17 protein-coding genes are annotated in these 17,913 nt (G+C 60.4%); 15 read left to right on the top strand and 2 right to left on the bottom strand.

Annotated features, from left to right (window positions below; genetic code table 11):
- Nucleotides 1-297 precede the first annotated feature (297 nt).
- The 7 genes from BT116_RS10075 (at nucleotide 298) to BT116_RS10045 (ending at nucleotide 5,903) form a co-directional block, all read left to right on the top strand.
- A complete protein-coding gene (locus BT116_RS10075) occupies nucleotides 298-936 on the top strand; it encodes a peroxiredoxin (protein ID WP_024617266.1) in 639 nt (212 codons plus the stop codon).
- A gap of 312 nt (nucleotides 937-1,248) precedes the next feature.
- Entirely contained in the window at nucleotides 1,249-1,842 is a 594-nt protein-coding gene (ssuE, locus tag BT116_RS10070; RefSeq protein WP_063323891.1) for an NADPH-dependent FMN reductase, read from the top strand.
- Nucleotides 1,843-1,930: 88 nt separating this feature from the next.
- Nucleotides 1,931-2,896 carry a sulfonate ABC transporter substrate-binding protein gene (locus tag BT116_RS10065; protein WP_072342910.1) on the top strand — a complete coding sequence of 322 codons (966 nt, stop codon included), beginning with the start codon at nucleotides 1,931-1,933 and terminating at the stop codon, nucleotides 2,894-2,896.
- A gap of 24 nt (nucleotides 2,897-2,920) precedes the next feature.
- On the top strand, nucleotides 2,921-4,069 hold the full coding sequence (gene ssuD / locus BT116_RS10060; RefSeq protein ID WP_072342907.1) for an FMNH2-dependent alkanesulfonate monooxygenase: 1,149 nt from the start codon (nucleotides 2,921-2,923) through the stop codon (nucleotides 4,067-4,069).
- A gap of 7 nt (nucleotides 4,070-4,076) precedes the next feature.
- The gene (gene ssuC, locus BT116_RS10055; protein ID WP_072342904.1) at nucleotides 4,077-4,859 is read left to right on the top strand and encodes an aliphatic sulfonate ABC transporter permease SsuC; all 783 of its coding nucleotides are present in this window, start codon (nucleotides 4,077-4,079) and stop codon (nucleotides 4,857-4,859) included.
- Nucleotides 4,856-5,662, top strand: a complete 807-nt coding sequence (gene ssuB, locus BT116_RS10050; protein WP_072342901.1) for an aliphatic sulfonates ABC transporter ATP-binding protein — start codon at nucleotides 4,856-4,858, stop codon at nucleotides 5,660-5,662. Before ssuC ends, ssuB begins: the two co-directional genes overlap by 4 nt.
- A 25-nt stretch (nucleotides 5,663-5,687) precedes the next feature.
- Nucleotides 5,688-5,903, top strand: a complete 216-nt coding sequence (locus BT116_RS10045; RefSeq protein ID WP_003177394.1) for a TOBE domain-containing protein — start codon at nucleotides 5,688-5,690, stop codon at nucleotides 5,901-5,903.
- 182 nt (nucleotides 5,904-6,085) lie between these two features.
- Here BT116_RS10045 and BT116_RS10040 read toward each other — a convergent pair whose 3' ends face one another.
- Together BT116_RS10040 and BT116_RS10035 are read right to left on the bottom strand one after the other, a co-directional pair.
- Nucleotides 6,086-6,718 carry a TetR/AcrR family transcriptional regulator gene (locus BT116_RS10040; protein ID WP_072342898.1) on the bottom strand — a complete coding sequence of 211 codons (633 nt, stop codon included), beginning with the start codon at nucleotides 6,716-6,718 and terminating at the stop codon, nucleotides 6,086-6,088.
- A gap of 309 nt (nucleotides 6,719-7,027) precedes the next feature.
- Nucleotides 7,028-8,404: a glutamine synthetase family protein gene (locus BT116_RS10035; protein ID WP_014340747.1), complete on the bottom strand. Its 1,377-nt coding sequence runs from the start codon at nucleotides 8,402-8,404 to the stop codon at nucleotides 7,028-7,030.
- A 278-nt stretch (nucleotides 8,405-8,682) separates the two neighbouring features.
- Here BT116_RS10035 and BT116_RS10030 point away from each other — a divergent pair, with 278 nt between their 5' ends.
- The 8 genes from BT116_RS10030 (at nucleotide 8,683) to BT116_RS09995 (ending at nucleotide 17,860) form a co-directional block, all read left to right on the top strand.
- Entirely contained in the window at nucleotides 8,683-9,459 is a 777-nt protein-coding gene (locus BT116_RS10030) for a gamma-glutamyl-gamma-aminobutyrate hydrolase family protein (protein ID WP_072342895.1), read from the top strand.
- A 40-nt stretch (nucleotides 9,460-9,499) separates the two neighbouring features.
- The gene (locus BT116_RS10025) at nucleotides 9,500-10,858 is read left to right on the top strand and encodes a glutamine synthetase family protein (protein ID WP_018610575.1); all 1,359 of its coding nucleotides are present in this window, start codon (nucleotides 9,500-9,502) and stop codon (nucleotides 10,856-10,858) included.
- A gap of 58 nt (nucleotides 10,859-10,916) precedes the next feature.
- Complete coding sequence (locus tag BT116_RS10020; RefSeq protein WP_072342892.1) at nucleotides 10,917-12,281, top strand: aspartate aminotransferase family protein; 1,365 nt, start codon at nucleotides 10,917-10,919, stop codon at nucleotides 12,279-12,281.
- Nucleotides 12,282-12,477: 196 nt separating this feature from the next.
- Nucleotides 12,478-13,575, top strand: a complete 1,098-nt coding sequence (locus tag BT116_RS10015) for a polyamine ABC transporter substrate-binding protein (RefSeq protein ID WP_072342889.1) — start codon at nucleotides 12,478-12,480, stop codon at nucleotides 13,573-13,575.
- Between the two features lie 184 nt (nucleotides 13,576-13,759).
- A complete protein-coding gene (locus BT116_RS10010; RefSeq protein ID WP_072342886.1) occupies nucleotides 13,760-14,857 on the top strand; it encodes a polyamine ABC transporter substrate-binding protein in 1,098 nt (365 codons plus the stop codon).
- A gap of 59 nt (nucleotides 14,858-14,916) precedes the next feature.
- Nucleotides 14,917-16,059 (top strand): ABC transporter ATP-binding protein, encoded by a 1,143-nt coding sequence (locus tag BT116_RS10005; protein WP_003206635.1) that lies wholly within the window; start codon nucleotides 14,917-14,919, stop codon nucleotides 16,057-16,059.
- Nucleotides 16,056-16,976 (top strand): ABC transporter permease subunit, encoded by a 921-nt coding sequence (locus BT116_RS10000; RefSeq protein ID WP_072342883.1) that lies wholly within the window; start codon nucleotides 16,056-16,058, stop codon nucleotides 16,974-16,976. The genes BT116_RS10005 and BT116_RS10000 overlap by 4 nt, the downstream gene beginning before the upstream one ends.
- Nucleotides 16,973-17,860 carry an ABC transporter permease subunit gene (locus tag BT116_RS09995; protein WP_063323903.1) on the top strand — a complete coding sequence of 296 codons (888 nt, stop codon included), beginning with the start codon at nucleotides 16,973-16,975 and terminating at the stop codon, nucleotides 17,858-17,860. Before BT116_RS10000 ends, BT116_RS09995 begins: the two co-directional genes overlap by 4 nt.
- Nucleotides 17,861-17,913: the final 53 nt, after the last annotated feature.

The following is a 17,913-nucleotide window of genomic DNA, read 5'->3' as shown; positions in this document are numbered from 1 at the left end:
TTGCTTTCCTAGGGTAATACCTCGGCAAAAAAAGCCCCGCCCGGCAGCACGCCGGGCGGGGCTTTTGCGTTTCGGGTCTGGCCCACCCCTGTAGCCTTCCCCGAACCTTCTCCTCTTTCAGCAACTCGAGGCCTTCTCGAAACCTCGGAAATGATCTTGGGCCGCTATGCGTTGTGGCGCCAGTGAACAGTTTTTTATATTCACTATCGATCTAGATAGATTGATATTTATTCTTTTTAAAGCAAACAAAACCGGTGCAAAGTTGGGCTCACAACAACCTCATCCAGGAGCCCCACCATGAGCCTCAGACTCGGCGACATCGCCCCCGACTTCGAACAGGATTCCAGCGCCGGCAAGATCCGTTTCCACGAATGGCTCGGTGACAGCTGGGGCGTGCTGTTTTCCCACCCGGCGGATTTCACCCCGGTGTGCACCACCGAATTGGGCCTGACCGCCAAGCTCAAGGACGAATTCGCCCAGCGCGGGGTCAAGGCCATTGCCCTCTCGGTTGACCCGGTGGACTCGCACCACAAATGGATCGAGGACATCAACGAGACCCAGAACGCCGTGGTCAATTTTCCGATCCTGGCCGATGCCGACCGCAAGGTGTCGGACCTGTACGACCTGATCCATCCCAACGCCAGCGACACGTTGACTGTGCGTTCCTTGTTCGTGATCGACCCGAACAAGAAGATCCGCCTGACCATTACCTACCCGGCCAGCACCGGGCGCAATTTCAATGAGATCCTGCGGGTGATCGACTCGCTCCAATTGACCGACAACTACAAAGTCGCCACCCCGGCCAACTGGCAGGACGGTGATGAAGTGGTGATCGTGCCGTCGCTCAAGGATGAAGAGGAACTCAAGCAGCGCTTTCCCAAGGGCTACCGCGCCGTGAAGCCCTACCTGCGCCTTACCCCGCAACCCAATCGCTGACGCAACACCTGATCCGAACTTGTGGGAGCGAGCTTGCTCGCGATAGCGGTGTATCAGTCGCCATCGACGCTGGCAGATCCGACGCTATCGCGAGCAGGCTCGCTCCCACAGGGGGGATCTCTGTGCACCAAGGGTTTTGGCCGTTTCGACGGCCTTTTTTATTGCGCCAAGGAAAAGAAATTGAATATATAAAAATCGAATAACCAAATGAATAAATATGATTTAAAGCTATATTAATCCCCTGTTATGGTTTGCCCCATACAGCGAGATCGCCCACCGCGAATCGCACATGACAGTTAAGGAAGGGTAGGCATGTTGGTCGTCTCACTCGGTGGCAGTCCCAGCCAACGCTCCCGCTCCGGGGTGCTGCTGGAGCGGTCGCAACGCTGGTTGCAGCAGCAAGGTGTGGAAGTGGTGAGCTATCAGGTGCGCGACTTCCCGGCCGAAGATCTGCTCCATGCCCGTTTCGACAGCCCGAAGGTCGTCGACCTGCTCCAGCAGATCGAAAATGCCGACGGCTTGCTGATTGCCACGCCGGTGTACAAGGCGTCTTTTTCCGGTGCGTTGAAGACCGTGCTGGACTTGCTGCCTGAACGGGCCCTGGCCCATAAGGTGGTGTTGCCGATGGCAACCGGCGGCAGCATCGCCCACATGCTGGCGGTGGATTACGCCCTCAAGCCGGTGTTGTCGGCGCTCAAGGCCCAGGAGATGCTCCATGGGATCTTTGCCGAAGACAGCCAGATCGCTTACGGCGAAGGCAGCGCCCAGGCGCAATTGGCGCCGGCCCTGCAGCAGCGCCTGGACGAGGCGCTGGAACAGTTTTTCAGCGCCATGGCCCGCCGGCCCAGGCCGCTGGACCCCAGTGTATTGAACGAACGTTTGTTGAGTGCTCGCTGGAGCATTTGAACCCCGAACTCTGATTCAACTCACCTTACTCAGCCGCCAACGGCCCAGCAGGTGCAGCCAAAACCCCACAGCAAAAAGGAGAGGCGCCATGCGCACTGTCATTTTGCGTCGCGGGCTGGTCGCTCTGTTTGCTGCGGCTGTGTCCCTCGGCGTCATTACTCAAGCTCAAGCCGAGACCTTGCGGATCGGTTACCAGAAATACGGCACCCTGGTGCTGCTCAAGGCCAAGGGCTCATTGGAGAAACGCCTCGCCGCCCAAGGCGTGGACGTGCAATGGACCGAGTTCCCTGGCGGCCCGCAGCTGCTTGAAGGCTTGAACGTCGGCTCCATCGACTTTGGCGTGACCGGCGAAACTCCGCCGGTGTTTGCCCAGGCCGCAGGCGCCGACTTGCTCTACGTCGCCTATGAACCCCCGGCACCCACCAGCGAGGCGATCCTGGTGCCCAAAGGCTCGGCCATCCAATCGGTGCAAGACCTCAAGGGCAAGAAAGTCGCGCTGAACAAAGGCTCCAACGTCCACTACCTGCTGGTGCGGGCGCTGGAAGATGCCGGCCTGAAATATTCCGACATCCAGACCGTTTTCCTGCCGCCGGCCGACGCCCGCGCCGCGTTCGAGCGTGGCAGCGTCGACGCCTGGGTGATCTGGGATCCGTACCAGGCTGCCGCCGAACAGCAGTTGCAGGCACGCACCCTGCGTGACGGCAAAGGCATCGTCGATAACCACCAGTTCTACCTCGCTACCAAGCCCTATGCGCAAAAAAATCCCCAGGTCATCACGACGCTGGTGGAAGAGGTGCGCGCAGTGGGGGAGTGGTCCAAGGCCAATCCTGACGACGTGACCAAGCAGGTATCGCCGCTGCTCGGCCTGCCTGCCGACATCACCCTGACGTCGGTGAAACGCCAAGGCTACGGGGCGTTGTTCCTTACGCCGGAGGTGGTGGCGGCGCAGCAGAAAATCGCCGACAGCTTCTATCAGCTCAAATTGATTCCCAAGCCCTTGAGCATCAAGGACGTGATCTGGACGCCGCCGGCGGCCGTTGCGAAAGCGCAGTAATTCGATCCCTTAGGAGACCACTCCATGAGCCTCAATATTTTCTGGTTCCTGCCTACCCACGGCGACGGCCATTACCTTGGCACCGCCGAAGGCGCCCGCGCCGTCGATCACGGCTACTTGCAGCAGGTCGCCCAGGCGGCGGATCGACTGGGTTTCGGCGGTGTGTTGATCCCCACCGGGCGTTCCTGCGAGGACTCCTGGCTGGTGGCCGCTTCGCTGATTCCCGTGACCCAGCGTCTGAAATTCCTCGTCGCCCTGCGCCCCGGGATCATTTCCCCGACGGTGGCCGCGCGTCAGGCTGCGACCCTCGACCGGTTGTCCGGCGGACGGGCGCTGTTCAACCTGGTGACCGGCGGCGACCCGGATGAGTTGGCCGGCGACGGCCTGTTCCTTGACCACGAGCAACGCTACCAGGCGTCGGTGGAATTCACCCGTATCTGGCGTCGGGTGCTGGAAGGCGAAACCGTGGATTACGATGGTGAGCACATCAGTGTGAAGGGCGCCAAGCTGCTCTACCCGCCGATCCAGCAACCGCGTCCGCCGCTGTATTTCGGTGGCTCGTCGGAAGCCGCCCAAGACTTGGCAGCCGAGCAGGTGGAAATGGTGCTGACCTGGGGCGAGCCGCCAGCAGCCGTCGCGGAAAAAATCCAACAAGTGCGAGCCAAGGCCGCGAAGCTCGGTCGCACCGTACGCTTTGGCATCCGCTTGCATGTGATCGTGCGCGAGACCAACGCCGAGGCCTGGCAAGCGGCCGACCGGCTGATCTCCCACCTGGATGACGAGACCATCGCTAGGGCCCAGGCTTCCCTGGCGCGCTTCGACTCAGTGGGCCAGCAACGCATGGCCGCCCTGCACGGTGGCCGTCGCGACAAGCTGGAAGTCAGCCCCAACCTCTGGGCCGGCGTCGGCCTGGTTCGCGGCGGGGCCGGTACGGCGCTGGTGGGCGATGGCCCGACCGTGGCGGCGCGGGTCAAGGAATACGCCGAGCTTGGCATCGACACCTTCATCTTCTCCGGTTATCCGCACCTGGAAGAGTCCTATCGCGTGGCGGAACTGCTGTTCCCCCACCTGGACGTGGAGCGCCCGGAACTGCCGAAAAGCCAGGGTTATGTGAGCCCGTTCGGTGAAATGGTCGCCAACGACATCCTGCCCAAAGCCGCGTCCCAGAGCTGAGGCGGCCATGAAGAAAATCATCCACAACCTAGCGCCCTGGGCGGTGCCGCTGCTGTTGCTGGCGGTCTGGCAACTGTCGGTATCGGCTGGCTGGTTGTCCACGCGGATCCTGCCGGCACCGGTGGCGGTGATCGAAGCCGGGGTCAACCTGGTGCGCAGCGGCGAGATCTGGACACACCTGGCGATCAGCGGTTGGCGCGCCGCGGTCGGTTTTTTGATCGGCGGCGGCATCGGCCTGGCCCTGGGCTTCATCACCGGTTTGTCGAAATGGGGCGAACGCCTGCTGGACAGCTCCGTGCAAATGGTCAGGAACGTCCCGCACCTAGCGCTGATTCCGCTGGTGATCCTGTGGTTCGGCATCGACGAGTCGGCGAAGATTTTCCTGGTGGCCCTGGGCACGTTGTTTCCCATCTACCTCAACACCTATCACGGGATTCGCAACGTCGACCCGGCGCTGGTGGAGATGTCGCGCAGCTACGGCTTGTCCGGCTTCAGCCTGTTTCGCCAGGTGATCCTGCCGGGTGCCTTGCCTTCGATCCTGGTGGGCGTGCGCTTCGCCCTGGGTTTCATGTGGCTGACGCTGATCGTGGCGGAAACCATCTCCGCCAGCTCCGGCATCGGTTACCTGGCGATGAATGCCCGGGAATTCCTGCAAACCGATGTGGTGGTGCTGGCGATTCTCCTCTACGCCGTGCTGGGCAAATTGGCCGACCTGGCCGCTCGCGGGCTTGAGCGGGTCTGGCTGCGCTGGCACCCGGCGTACCAAGTGAACAAGGGAGGTGTGGCATGACTGCCCAACAACCTCCGCGTCTGCTGCGTGGCATCCCGCTGGCGGTGCGCAAGCTGCAAAAAACCTTCGGCACGCGCCAGGTATTGCGCGACATCGACCTGCATATCCCGGCCGGGCAGTTCGTGGCCGTGGTCGGTCGCAGCGGCTGCGGCAAAAGTACCTTGCTGCGTTTGTTGGCTGGCCTCGATCAGCCCACCGGCGGCCAACTGTTGGCCGGTTCGGCGTCGTTGAACGATGCACGGGAAGACACGCGGCTGATGTTTCAGGAGGCACGTTTGCTGCCCTGGAAAAAAATCATCGATAACGTCGGCCTCGGCCTCAAGGGCAATTGGCGCCCGCAAGCGTTGCAGGCACTGGAAGCGGTGGGCCTGGCCGACCGCGCCCATGAGTGGCCGGCGGCGCTGTCCGGCGGCCAGAAGCAACGGGTGGCCCTGGCTCGCGCGTTGATTCATCAGCCCCGGCTGTTGCTGCTCGACGAACCCTTGGGAGCGCTGGACGCCCTGACCCGCATCGAGATGCAGCAACTGATCGAAAACCTCTGGCAGCAACACGGCTTCACGGTGTTGCTGGTGACCCACGATGTCAGCGAAGCGGTGGCGATTGCCGATCGGGTGATCCTGATCGAGGACGGCCAGATCGGCCTCGACCTGCCCATCGACCTGCCACGCCCACGGGTTCGCGGCTCTCATCGCCTGGCGAGCCTGGAAACCGAAGTCCTCAACCGCGTGCTGTCCTTGCCCGGTCAACCGCCGGAACCCGAACCTGTTTCACCCTTGCCCACGCAGCTGCGTTGGGCGCAATAACTTCATCCATACAGGAATCGACACCATGACTATCAAAGCCATCAACGTACGCAACCAGTTCAAAGGCACCATCAAGGAAATCGTCGAAGGCGACGTGCTGTCGGAAATCGACGTGCAGACCGCGTCGGGCATCGTCACTTCGGTCATCACCACCCGCTCGGTCAAGGAGCTGGAACTGGCGATTGGCAGCGAAGTGATTGCCTTCGTCAAATCCACCGAGGTGTCGATCGCCAAGTTGTGAGCGATGGTTCACCCGCAGCCCCGGACGGCGCGAGCCCTTCGGGGCTTTTTTGTTTTTTGGGCCCTGGCTGCATTGTTGATCGTTCCCACGCTCTGCGTGGTAACGGCGCTACGGACGCTCTGCGTTCGGCTCTTGGGGACGCGGAGCGTCCCTGGCTGCATTCCCACGCGGAGTGGGAACGATCAATCAGAACGCTTGGGCAAATACGGCGGCAGGTACAACCCCAGGTAGGCATCGAATACCCGCATGCCTTCTTCGGCCATGCGCGGTGTGATGTGGCCGTGCTGCTGTATTGAGCGGGCGTAGACGCGGTCGCCCAGTTCCATGGCCAGGGCGAACACATCGACGTCGCCAGGCAGGGACGGCAGGGCGAAATGGTGGTCGAACACCTTGTGCATCAAGTCACTCAGCTCAAGGTCGTGTTGGCGGTCGGCCTGGGTGACTTCGGTCAGGCCGTGCTGGGCCAGGATCAGCTGGCGAGCGGCGGCGTCCTGGTTGTAGATGGCGAGCATGCGCTGTTCCACCAGCCGTGACAGGTCGTGCCAATGGTTCAGCGCTGCATGATCGATCGGTGCTTGCAGGCCCGCGCGAAAAGCGGCGTGGACGTCGGCGGTGAGGGCTTCGAGCAGGGCCGGGACGCTGGCGAAGAAGTGGTACACGGAAGAGGGCGGGATCCCGGCGCGCTCGGCGACGCTGTAGATCGACAGGCTGGCCACGCCTTCGGCGGCAAGCAGCGTCCGGGCGGCATCGAGAATGGTGTCGATCCGGGCCTGGCTGCGTGCGCGGGGTTTGCGAGGGGTGGCGATGCGCGTCATGGCTGTCTCCTGCGGGGCTGGCGGGCATTGTACGCAGAGCGAGGGGAGGGTCCATAGCTAGCTGCACTTGCTGGAGAGGGTTTCTTGTTGCATGGATTTATCTGCGGCGAGGGGATTTATCCCCGCAGGGTTGCGAAGCAGCCCTAAAACCAGACAACTCGGTGGATCAGACAGATTTAGGTGACTGTTTGGGGCGGGGGCTGCTACGCAGCCCAGCGGGGATAAATCCCCTCGCCACAATGGTGGGTGAACAGCCATAAAAAACGCCGCAGCCCTGAAGGCCTGCGGCGTCATTTTTACTGCAACCACTTACACGGTATGCAGGTACCAGTTGTACTCGAGGTCGGAGATGGAGTGTTCGAACTCTTCCAGCTCACTTTCCTTGCAGGCCACGAAGATATCGATGTATTTCGGATCGATGTACTTGGCCATGACTTCGCTGTCGTCCAGTTCGCGCAGGGCATCGCGCAAGTTGTTCGGCAGGCTTTGCTCGTTCTGCTCGTAGCTGTTGCCTTCCACCGGCGCACCGGGCTCGATCTTGTTGACCAGGCCGTGGTGCACGCCTGCCAACACGGAGGCCATCAGCAGGTACGGGTTGGCATCGGCACCGGCAACGCGGTGTTCCAGGCGCACGGCATCGGCCGAACCGGTAGGGACGCGCAAAGCCACGGTGCGGTTGTCCAGGCCCCAGGTCGGCGAGTTCGGCACATAGAACTGTGCGCCGAAACGACGGTAGGAGTTGACGTTCGGGCAGAGGAAAGCCATCTGCGCGGGCAGGGTCTCGAGCACACCGCCGATCGCGTGACGCAGTGCGGCGTTCTGCTCGGGATCCTCGCTGGCAAAAATATTCTTGCCATCTTTATCAAGAATCGAGATGTGGACGTGCAGACCATTACCCGCCTGGCCCGGATACGGCTTGGCCATGAAGGTGGTGTCCATTTCATGGTCGTAGGCGATGTTCTTGATCAGACGCTTGAGCAGGACCGCATAGTCGCAGGCCTTGATCGGGTCAGCCACGTGGTGCAGGTTCACTTCGAACTGCGCCGGAGCACTCTCCTTGACGATGGCGTCGGCGGGAATGCCTTGCTCCTTGGCCCCTTCCAGAATGTCCTGGAGGCAATCGACATATTCGTCGAGGTCATCGATCAGGTAGACCTGGGTCGAGTGCGGGCGTTTGCCGGAGATCGGCGAGCGGGGCGGTTGTGGGCGTCCATTCACGTTCTCCTGGTCGATCAGGTAGAACTCCAGCTCGAATGCGGCGCAGATGGTCAGGCCCAGTTCATCGAACTTGGTCACGACTTGGCGCAGGACTTCACGCGGGTCGGCGAAGAAAGGCTCGCCTTCGAGTTCGTGCATGGTCATCAACAGTTGCGCAGTAGGGCGCTTCTGCCAAGGCTCGTTGCACAGGGTGTCAGGGATTGGATAGCAGATCCGGTCGGCATCGCCGATGTCCAGGCCCAGGCCGGTGCTTTCCACCGTAGAGCCATTGATATCCAGGGCAAATAAAGAGGCCGGCAGGTTGATGCCTTTCTCGTAAACCTTGTGGAGGCTGGTGCGTTCTATGCGCTTGCCGCGCACCACACCATTCATATCCGCAATCAGAAGGTCAACGTACAGAACCTCAGGATGTTCCTTAAGGAACGCGTTCGCTTCGTTAAGCTGAACGGCACGCGGGGGTACCGACATGATGCAACACCTTTGTTGTTAAAAATATCAATCATTGATCTCTTCGAAAGCCAGTCAACCCGAACGGCATGCCGAAGTCAAGCAGGGCCTTTTTTGCCCTAAAAAAGCACCTCCAGGGCTTTTTTGAGGCAATTTGGGGCGTTTTTTTCCCTTTAGAGGGCTTGGCGCCCGCAGGCTTGAGCGGGCCGTGTTGTATTTTTTACGGGGGTGTTGTGTAAAAAAATGAACAAGGCTAAGCTCGATTCAAACCCATAACAGCAATAATACCGGGGTGCTTCATGTCTCGCCTGCCGTTAATCGGCGTCACCACCTGCTCCAGGCAGATTGGTCTGCATGCTTATCACATCAGTGGCGATAAATATTCCCGGGCTGTCGCGACAGCCGCCAAGGGCTTGCCAGTGCTGATCCCGTCCCTGGCGGATCTGTTCCCGCCGTCCGATATTCTGGACGCCCTGGACGGCATTCTTCTGACTGGCTCTCCTTCCAATGTAGAACCTTTTCATTACCAGGGCCCGGCCAGCGCGCCAGGCACTGCTCATGATCCTGCACGGGACGCCACCACCTTGCCGCTGATCCGCGCCGCTGTCGATGCGGGTATCCCGGTGCTGGGCATTTGCCGAGGTTTCCAGGAGATGAACGTAGCCTTTGGCGGCAGCCTGCATCAGAAAGTTCATGAAGTCGGAACGTTCATCGATCATCGTGAAGACGATACTCAAGCGGTGGATGTCCAATACGGTCCTGCCCATGCCGTGCATATCCAGCCTGGTGGTGTACTTGCAGGGTTGGGGTTGCCCCAGCTAATAGAAGTCAACTCGATCCACAGCCAAGGCATCGAGCGCCTGGCACCTGGGTTGCGCGCCGAAGCGGTGGCCCCCGACGGCCTGATCGAGGCTGTTTCGGTGCCAGGAGGCAAGGCTTTTGCTTTAGGTGTGCAATGGCACCCCGAATGGGAGGTAAGCTCTAACCCGCACTACTTTGCGATTTTCCAGGCATTTGGCGATGCCTGCCGAGCAAGGGCAGCACAACGCGACGCCGATGCGTCAAACAACGCCTGACGACTAATAGCCGTCAGGAAACTCACGCCTAGAGGCATTTATGAGTAACAACCTCGACCAGCTCACCGATTGGTTGAAAGACCACAAGATCACAGAAGTCGAATGCATGATTGGCGACCTCACCGGTATCACCCGGGGCAAGATCTCGCCGACCAACAAGTTCATCGCCGAGAAAGGCATGCGCCTGCCCGAGAGCGTTCTGCTCCAGACCGTTACGGGCGACTATGTCGAAGACGACATCTATTACGAACTGCTCGACCCTGCCGACATCGACATGATCTGCCGCCCGGACGAGAACGCAGTATTCCTTGTGCCCTGGGCCATCGAGCCCACCGCCCAGGTCATCCACGACGCTTATGACAAGCAGGGCAACCCCATCGAGCTGTCGCCGCGCAACGTGCTCAAGAAAGTACTCAAGCTCTACGCCGATAAAGGTTGGCAGCCGATCGTCGCGCCGGAAATGGAGTTCTACCTGACCAAGCGCAGCGACGACCCGGACTTTCCGCTGCAACCGCCCGTTGGCCGCTCCGGCCGCCCGGAAACCGGCCGGCAGTCCTTTTCGATCGAAGCGGCCAACGAATTCGACCCGCTGTTCGAAGACGTCTACGACTGGTGCGAACTGCAGGAACTGGATCTCGACACCCTGATCCACGAGGATGGCACGGCGCAGATGGAAATCAATTTCCGTCATGGCGATGCCCTGTCCCTGGCCGACCAGATCCTGGTGTTCAAGCGCACCATGCGCGAAGCGGCACTCAAGCACGACGTGGCTGCCACCTTCATGGCCAAGCCCATGACCGGCGAGCCGGGCAGTGCGATGCACCTGCACCAGAGCATCATTGACAAGGAAACTGGCAAGAACGTCTTCTCCAATGAAGACGGGACCATGAGCGATCTGTTCCTGCACCACATCGGTGGCCTGCAGAAATTCATCCCCGAGCTATTGCCGCTGTTCGCCCCCAACGTCAATTCGTTCCGTCGCTTCCTTCCGGACACGTCGGCGCCGGTGAACGTGGAGTGGGGCGAAGAGAACCGCACCGTGGGCCTGCGCGTGCCGGATGCCGGGCCGCAGAACCGTCGGGTGGAAAACCGCTTGCCGGGCGCCGATGCCAACCCGTACCTGGCGATTGCCGCCAGCCTGCTGTGTGGCTTCATCGGCATGGTCGAAGGCATCAACCCGAGCGCGCCGGTGGTGGGCCGAGGCTACGAACGCCGCAACCTGCGTTTGCCGCTGACCATCGAAGACGCCCTGGAACGCATGGAAAACAGCACCACCATCGAGAAATACCTGGGCAAGAAATTCATCACAGGCTACGTCGCGGTCAAGCGGGCCGAGCATGAAAACTTCAAGCGCGTCATCAGTTCGTGGGAGCGGGAATTCCTGCTCTTCGCCGTCTGAAGCGCCGGGCGAGGCTGCTTCAGGCAGCTTCGCCCTCACCGATAAAAGGAGAATTGGCATGACCCGCAACAACCCGCAAACCCGTGAATGGCAGGCCCTGAGCAACGATCACCACCTGGCGCCGTTCAGCGACTTCAAACAGCTCAAAGAGAAAGGCCCGCGCATCATCACCCACGCCAAGGGTGTCTACCTCTGGGACAGTGAAGGCAACAAGATCCTCGACGGCATGGCCGGCCTCTGGTGCGTGGCCGTCGGTTATGGCCGCGAGGAACTGGCCGACGCCGCCAGCCAGCAGATGCGCGAGCTGCCGTACTACAACCTGTTCTTCCAGACGGCCCACCCGCCAGTGCTGGAGTTGTCCAAAGCCATCGCCGACATCGCCCCAGAAGGCATGAACCACGTGTTCTTCACCGGTTCCGGCTCCGAAGGCAACGACACCATGCTGCGGATGGTCCGCCACTATTGGGCGATCAAGGGCCAGCCGAACAAGAAAGTCATCATCAGCCGCAAGAACGGTTACCACGGTTCGACCGTGGCCGGCGCGAGCCTGGGTGGCATGACCTATATGCACGAGCAGGGCGACCTGCCGATCCCGGGCATTGTCCACATCGCCCAACCTTATTGGTTCGGCGAAGGCGGCGACATGAGCCCCGAAGAGTTCGGCGTGTGGGCGGCCAACCAGCTGGAAGAAAAAATCCTGGAGCTCGGCGTGGAAAACGTCGGCGCCTTCATCGCCGAGCCGATCCAGGGCGCCGGTGGCGTGATCGTGCCGCCGGACAGCTACTGGCCGCGCATGAAGGAAATCCTCGCCAAGTACGACATCCTGTTCGTCGCCGACGAGGTGATCTGTGGCTTCGGCCGTACCGGTGAGTGGTTCGGTACCGATCACTACGGGTTGAAACCGCACATGATGACCATCGCCAAGGGCCTGACCTCCGGCTACATCCCCATGGGCGGGCTGATCGTGCGTGACGACGTGGTCGCGGTGCTCAACGAAGGCGGAGACTTCAACCACGGGTTTACCTACTCCGGTCACCCGGTGGCCGCAGCGGTGGCCCTGGAAAACATCCGCATCCTGCGCGACGAGAAGATCATCGAGCGTGTCCACAGCGAAACGGCACCCTATTTGCAGAAGCGTTTGCGGGAACTGAACGATCATCCTCTGGTGGGTGAAGTGCGCGGTGTCGGTTTGCTGGGAGCGATCGAACTGGTCCAGGACAAGGCTACGCGCAAGCGCTACGAAGGCAAGGGCGTGGGCATGATCTGCCGGCAGTTCTGCTTCGATAATGGGCTGATCATGCGCGCGGTGGGCGACACCATGATCATTGCGCCGCCGCTGGTGATCAGCAAGGCCGAGATCGACGAGTTAGTGGCCAAGGCGCGGCAGTGCCTGGACCTGACGCTCAGTGCGTTGCAAGGCTAAGTGCTAGGCTCTGAGCGAGGTGCCTGCAAGGGCCTCGCCCAGCGAGAATAAAAGGCTGGGCTTGTGTTGAAAGCCTGGCCTGTAACTTGCCAGACTACCGACCGTTCAAGTTGTCCGCGAGCCGGCTACTGAACGTGGCTAAGAAGAATAACTGGAGCACTTTTTCATGAAGGCATTAGGCATGAAGACATTAGGTATGAAGATAGCTGGCAAGACCCTCCTGGCCATGTCCCTGATGGGCGTGATGGCGGGCGCCGTTCAGGCGGACGATAAAGTGCTGCACGTCTATAACTGGTCCGACTACATTGCGCCGGACACCGTCGCCAAGTTCGAGAAAGAATCGGGGATCAAAGTCGTCTACGACGTATTCGACAGCAACGAAACCCTGGAAGCCAAGTTGCTGGCCGGCAAGTCCGGTTATGACATCGTGGTGCCGTCGAACAACTTCCTGGCCAAGCAGATCAAGGCCGGGGTCTACCAGAAACTCGACAAGTCCAAGTTGCCCAACTGGAAAAACCTGAATACCGACCTGCTCAAGGCCGTTTCGGTGAGCGACCCGGGCAACGAACATGCCTTCCCGTACATGTGGGGTTCGATCGGCATCGGCTTCAACGCCGAGAAGGTCAAGGCTGCCCTCGGTGCCGACGCTCCAACCAACTCGTGGGACTTGCTGTTCAAGCCGGAAAACGCCGCCAAGCTGAAAGCCTGCGGCATCAGCTTCCTCGACTCGCCGACCGAAATGATCCCGGTGGCGCTGCATTACCTGGGCTATCCGACCGACAGCCAGGACAAGAAGCAACTGGCTGAAGCCGAAGCGCTGTTCCTCAAGATCCGTCCTTCGATCGGCTACTTCCACTCCTCCAAGTACATCTCCGACCTGGCCAACGGCAACATCTGCGTAGCGGTCGGCTACTCGGGCGACATCTACCAGGCCAAGTCCCGTGCGGCCGAAGCCGGCGGCAAGGTTAAAGTCAGCTATAACATTCCGAAGGAAGGTGCTGGCAGCTTCTTCGACATGGTCGCCATCCCCAAGGATGCCGAGAACGTCGAGGGTGCCTACAAGTTCATGACCTTCCTGCAAAAGCCGGAAATCATGGCTGAAATCACCGACACCGTGAGCTTCCCGAACGGCAACGCGGCCTCTACGCCGCTGGTCAGCAAGGAAATCACCAGCGACCCGGGCATCTACCCGCCGGCAGACGTGCAAGCCAAGCTTTACGCGATTGCCGACCTGCCAGCCGCGACCCAGCGGATCCTGACCCGCAGCTGGACCAAGATCAAATCCGGTAAATAAGCCGGCCTGAAGCATCTTCCTGTTGTCGCTGCCATCGCGGCGGCGGCAACAGGAGCCATTAAATAACTAAAAGTTTTGCTGGATCGGTTTATCGAGGGTAAGTTGCGCGCCGGTTTTGTTGCAGGGCCTCTCATGGTCAAGTAACGGGGGCAACTTGGGCCCAACTATTTAAGAGGACCTCCACGTGCCAGTCTTTTCTTTGTTACGCAACGCCTTGCTGGTCGGTGCCGGCCTGACGCTCGCCGTCAGCGTCCAGGCGGCCTCCACCGTGCATATTTATAATTGGTCGGACTACATCGGCGAGACCACCCTGGCGGATTTTGAAAAAGCCACGGGCATCAAGCCGGTGTATGACGTTTTCGACTCCAACGAAACCCTGGAAGGCAAGTTGCTGGCCGGGCGTACCGGTTATGACGTGGTGGTGCCGTCCAACCACTTCCTGGGCAAGCAGATCAAGGCCGGGGCGTTCCAGAAGCTCGACAAGGCGCAGTTGCCCAACTATGCCAACCTCGACCCTGTGCTGCTCAAGCGCCTGGAAAAGAACGACCCAGGCAACCAGTACGCCGTGCCTTACCTGTGGGGCACCAATGGCATCGGCTACAACGTCGAGAAGATCAAGGCGGTCCTGGGCGTCGAGAAGATCGATTCGTGGGCCATGCTGTTCGAGCCGGAAAACATCAAGAAACTGTCCAGTTGCGGTGTTTCGTTCCTCGACTCGGGCGACGAGATGATCCCGGCGATGCTCAATTACCTGGGCCTGAACCCCAACAGCGAAGACCCTGAAGACTACAAGAAGGCCGAGGCCCAGCTCCTCAAGATCCGGCCTTACGTGACCTACTTCAACTCCTCCAAATACATCTCCGATCTGGCCAATGGCGAGATCTGCGTGGCCGCCGGTTTCTCCGGCGACATCTTCCAGGCCCGTGCCCGTGCCAGTGAAGCCGGCAAAGGCGTCGAAATCGCCTACGTGATCCCCAAGGAAGGTGGCAACCTCTGGTTCGACATGCTGGCGATTCCGCGCGACGCCACCAACATCAAGCAAGCGCATGCCTTCATCAACTATGTGCTCAAGCCTGAAGTCATCGCCCAGGTCAGCGACACCGTCGGTTATGCCAACCCGAACCCGAAGGCTGGCGAGCTGATGGACCAGAAAGTACGTACCGACGAAGCGGTTTACCCACCGCAAGCGGTCGTCGACAAGCTCTACGTCAACTCCGAGTTGCCGCCCAAGATCCAACGACTCATGACCCGCAGCTGGACCAAGGTCAAGTCGGGTAAATAACGTCAACACTCTTGTTCGTCCGCGTGGGGCGAACTGCAAATTCTGTGGGAGTTTCGTAAATGGCAGTTGCCTCCGGCGCCTATAAGAAAGCCCTCGAGGGCGACCAGACACCCAAACAGGTGTTGGTCAAAATCGACCGGGTCACGAAGAAATTCGACGAGACGATTGCCGTGGACGATGTGTCCCTGGAAATCAAGAAAGGCGAGATCTTCGCCTTGCTCGGCGGTTCTGGATCGGGCAAATCCACCTTGCTGCGAATGCTGGCCGGTTTCGAGCGGCCCACCGAAGGGCGGATTTACCTCGACGGTGTGGACATCACCGACATGCCGCCCTACGAGCGGCCGATCAACATGATGTTCCAATCCTACGCCTTGTTCCCCCACATGACCGTGGCGCAGAACATCGCCTTCGGTTTACAGCAGGACAAGATTCCGAAAGCCGAAGTCGACGCCCGTGTGGCCGAAATGCTCAAGCTGGTGCAGATGAGCCAGTACGCCAAGCGCAAGCCGCACCAGCTCTCCGGCGGCCAGCGCCAGCGCGTGGCCCTGGCCCGTTCCCTGGCCAAACGACCGAAGCTGCTGCTGCTCGACGAGCCAATGGGGGCCCTGGACAAGAAGCTGCGCTCGCAAATGCAGCTTGAGCTGGTCGAGATCATCGAGCGGGTTGGTGTGACGTGCGTCATGGTGACCCACGACCAGGAAGAGGCCATGACCATGGCCGAGCGCATCGCGATCATGCACCTGGGCTGGATCGCCCAGATCGGCAGCCCGATCGACATCTACGAGACCCCGACCAGCCGGCTGGTCTGCGAGTTCATCGGCAACGTCAACATCTTCGAGACCGAAGTGGTGGACGACGCCGAAGGCCACGCGGTGCTGACCTGCAAGGACCTGGACCGCAACATCTACGTGGGCCACGGCATCAGCACCTCGGTGCAGGACAAGTCCGTGACCTATGCCATTCGCCCGGAAAAACTGCTGGTCACCGCCGAACAACCGACCTGCGAGAACAACTGGTCCAGCGGCAAGGTCCATGACATCGCCTACCTGGGCGGCCACTCGGTGTTCTACGTCGAGTTGCCGAGCGGCAAGCTGGTGCAGTCCTTCGTCGCCAACGCCGAACGCCGCGGCCAGCGTCCGACCTGGGGCGACCAGGTGTTCGTCTGGTGGGAAGACGACAGCGGCGTGGTGCTTCGCTCATGAACATGCGCAAACTCAAACGCCGACTCGATCGAATAACGCCCGGTGGCCGCCAACTGGTCATCGGGGTGCCCTTCATCTGGCTGTTCCTGTTCTTCATGCTGCCGTTCTTCATCGTCCTGAAGATCAGCTTTGCCGAAGCCGACGTGGCCATCCCGCCGTACACCGAGATCTACAGCTACGTCGACCAGAAGCTGCAGGTGCTGCTCAACCTCGCCAACTACGCGATGCTGAGCGACGACGAGCTGTACATTGCCGCCTACCTTGGCTCGCTGAAGATGGCGCTGATCAGCACCCTCTTGTGCCTGCTGATCGGTTATCCGATGGCCTACGGCATCGCCAATGCCCGCAAAGAGATGCAGACGGTATTGGTGTTGCTGATCATGATGCCGACCTGGACTGCGATCCTGATCCGCGTCTATGCGTGGATGGGCATCCTCAGCAACAACGGCTTGCTCAATGGCTTTTTGCTGAGCATGGGTTGGATCAGCGAACCGCTGCAAATCCTCAACACCAACCTGGCGGTGTACATCGGGGTCGTCTACTCCTACCTGCCGTTCATGATCCTGCCGTTGTACGCCAACCTGGTGAAACATGACCCCAGCCTGCTGGAGGCCGCGTCGGACCTGGGTTCGAGCACCTTCAACAGTTTCTGGAAAATCACTGTGCCACTGTCCAAGAACGGCATCGTCGCCGGTTGCATGCTGGTGTTCATCCCCGTGGTGGGCGAGTTCGTGATCCCGGAACTGCTGGGTGGCCCGGAAACCCTGATGATCGGCAAAGTGCTGTGGCAGGAATTCTTCAACAATCGTGACTGGCCGGTGGCATCCGCCCTGGCGGTGGTGATGCTGGCGATCCTGATCGTGCCCATCATCCTGTTCAACCGCAGTCAGGCCAAAGAAATGGAGGGCAAGGAATGAAGCGCTTCAGTTTTTCAAGCCTGATGCTGGTGCTGGGTTTGCTGTTCATCTACGCACCCATGCTGATCCTGGTGATCTATTCGTTCAACGCCTCGAAACTGGTGACGGTGTGGGGTGGCTGGTCGATCAAGTGGTACGTCGGCCTGCTGGACAACAGCCAATTGATGGGGTCGGTGGTGCGCTCGCTGGAGATCGCCTGCTACACGGCGATTGCCGCGGTGGCCCTGGGGACGCTGGCGGCCTTCGTGTTGACCCGCATCACCCACTTCAAGGGCCGCACGCTGTTCGGCGGCCTGGTCACCGCGCCACTGGTGATGCCGGAAGTCATCACCGGCCTGTCGCTGTTGCTGCTGTTCGTGGCCATGGCCCAGATGATCGGCTGGCCCCAGGAGCGTGGCATCGTCACGATCTGGATTGCCCACACCACGTTCTGCGCGGCGTATGTGGCGGTGGTGGTCTCGGCGCGCTTGCGTGAGCTGGACCTGTCCATCGAAGAAGCGGCCATGGACCTCGGTGCGCGGCCGTGGAAGGTGTTCTTTTTGATCACCATCCCGATGATCGCACCGTCACTGGCGGCGGGGGGCATGATGTCGTTCGCGCTGTCCCTGGACGACCTGGTGCTGGCGAGCTTCGTCTCCGGCCCCGGCTCGACGACCTTGCCGATGGAAGTGTTCTCGGCGGTGCGCCTGGGTGTGAAACCGGAAATCAACGCCGTGGCGAGCCTGATCCTGCTGGCGGTGTCGCTGGTGACTTTTCTGGTTTGGTTCTTCAGCCGCCGCGCCGAAGAAAGCCGTAAGCGGGCGATCCAGCAAGCCATCGAAGAAAGCGCCGCCGATTCCTGGAAACAACCGGAAGTGCGTCGGGCGGAGACCGCTCCGGTTTAATCGGACGCTGAGTAACTGTGGGCTTGCTCGCGAAAGCGGTATGACAGTCGACG

Source organism: Pseudomonas sp. NFACC16-2 (assembly GCF_900119205.1).
Classification (GTDB): domain Bacteria; phylum Pseudomonadota; class Gammaproteobacteria; order Pseudomonadales; family Pseudomonadaceae; genus Aquipseudomonas; species Aquipseudomonas fluorescens_Q.
Note: the sequence above shows the minus strand (reverse complement) of the source record. Positions and strands in the feature narration are given on the sequence as shown.

What these genes read in the sequence shown, in the direction of transcription:
- BT116_RS10030 (WP_072342895.1), top strand. Translation starts at nt 8,683, where the DNA reads ATGTCTCGCCTGCCGTTAATCGGCGTCACCACCTGCTCCAGGCAGATT.
- BT116_RS10015 (WP_072342889.1), top strand. Translation starts at nt 12,478, where the DNA reads ATGAAGATAGCTGGCAAGACCCTCCTGGCCATGTCCCTGATGGGCGTG.
- BT116_RS10005 (WP_003206635.1), top strand. Translation starts at nt 14,917, where the DNA reads ATGGCAGTTGCCTCCGGCGCCTATAAGAAAGCCCTCGAGGGCGACCAG.
- BT116_RS10045 (WP_003177394.1), top strand. Translation starts at nt 5,688, where the DNA reads ATGACTATCAAAGCCATCAACGTACGCAACCAGTTCAAAGGCACCATC.
- ssuE (WP_063323891.1), top strand. Translation starts at nt 1,249, where the DNA reads ATGTTGGTCGTCTCACTCGGTGGCAGTCCCAGCCAACGCTCCCGCTCC.
- BT116_RS10000 (WP_072342883.1), top strand. Translation starts at nt 16,056, where the DNA reads ATGAACATGCGCAAACTCAAACGCCGACTCGATCGAATAACGCCCGGT.
- ssuD (WP_072342907.1), top strand. Translation starts at nt 2,921, where the DNA reads ATGAGCCTCAATATTTTCTGGTTCCTGCCTACCCACGGCGACGGCCAT.
- BT116_RS10020 (WP_072342892.1), top strand. Translation starts at nt 10,917, where the DNA reads ATGACCCGCAACAACCCGCAAACCCGTGAATGGCAGGCCCTGAGCAAC.
- BT116_RS10035 (WP_014340747.1), bottom strand. Translation starts at nt 8,404, where the DNA reads ATGTCGGTACCCCCGCGTGCCGTTCAGCTTAACGAAGCGAACGCGTTC.
- BT116_RS10025 (WP_018610575.1), top strand. Translation starts at nt 9,500, where the DNA reads ATGAGTAACAACCTCGACCAGCTCACCGATTGGTTGAAAGACCACAAG.
- BT116_RS09995 (WP_063323903.1), top strand. Translation starts at nt 16,973, where the DNA reads ATGAAGCGCTTCAGTTTTTCAAGCCTGATGCTGGTGCTGGGTTTGCTG.
- ssuC (WP_072342904.1), top strand. Translation starts at nt 4,077, where the DNA reads ATGAAGAAAATCATCCACAACCTAGCGCCCTGGGCGGTGCCGCTGCTG.
- BT116_RS10075 (WP_024617266.1), top strand. Translation starts at nt 298, where the DNA reads ATGAGCCTCAGACTCGGCGACATCGCCCCCGACTTCGAACAGGATTCC.
- BT116_RS10065 (WP_072342910.1), top strand. Translation starts at nt 1,931, where the DNA reads ATGCGCACTGTCATTTTGCGTCGCGGGCTGGTCGCTCTGTTTGCTGCG.
- ssuB (WP_072342901.1), top strand. Translation starts at nt 4,856, where the DNA reads ATGACTGCCCAACAACCTCCGCGTCTGCTGCGTGGCATCCCGCTGGCG.
- BT116_RS10040 (WP_072342898.1), bottom strand. Translation starts at nt 6,718, where the DNA reads ATGACGCGCATCGCCACCCCTCGCAAACCCCGCGCACGCAGCCAGGCC.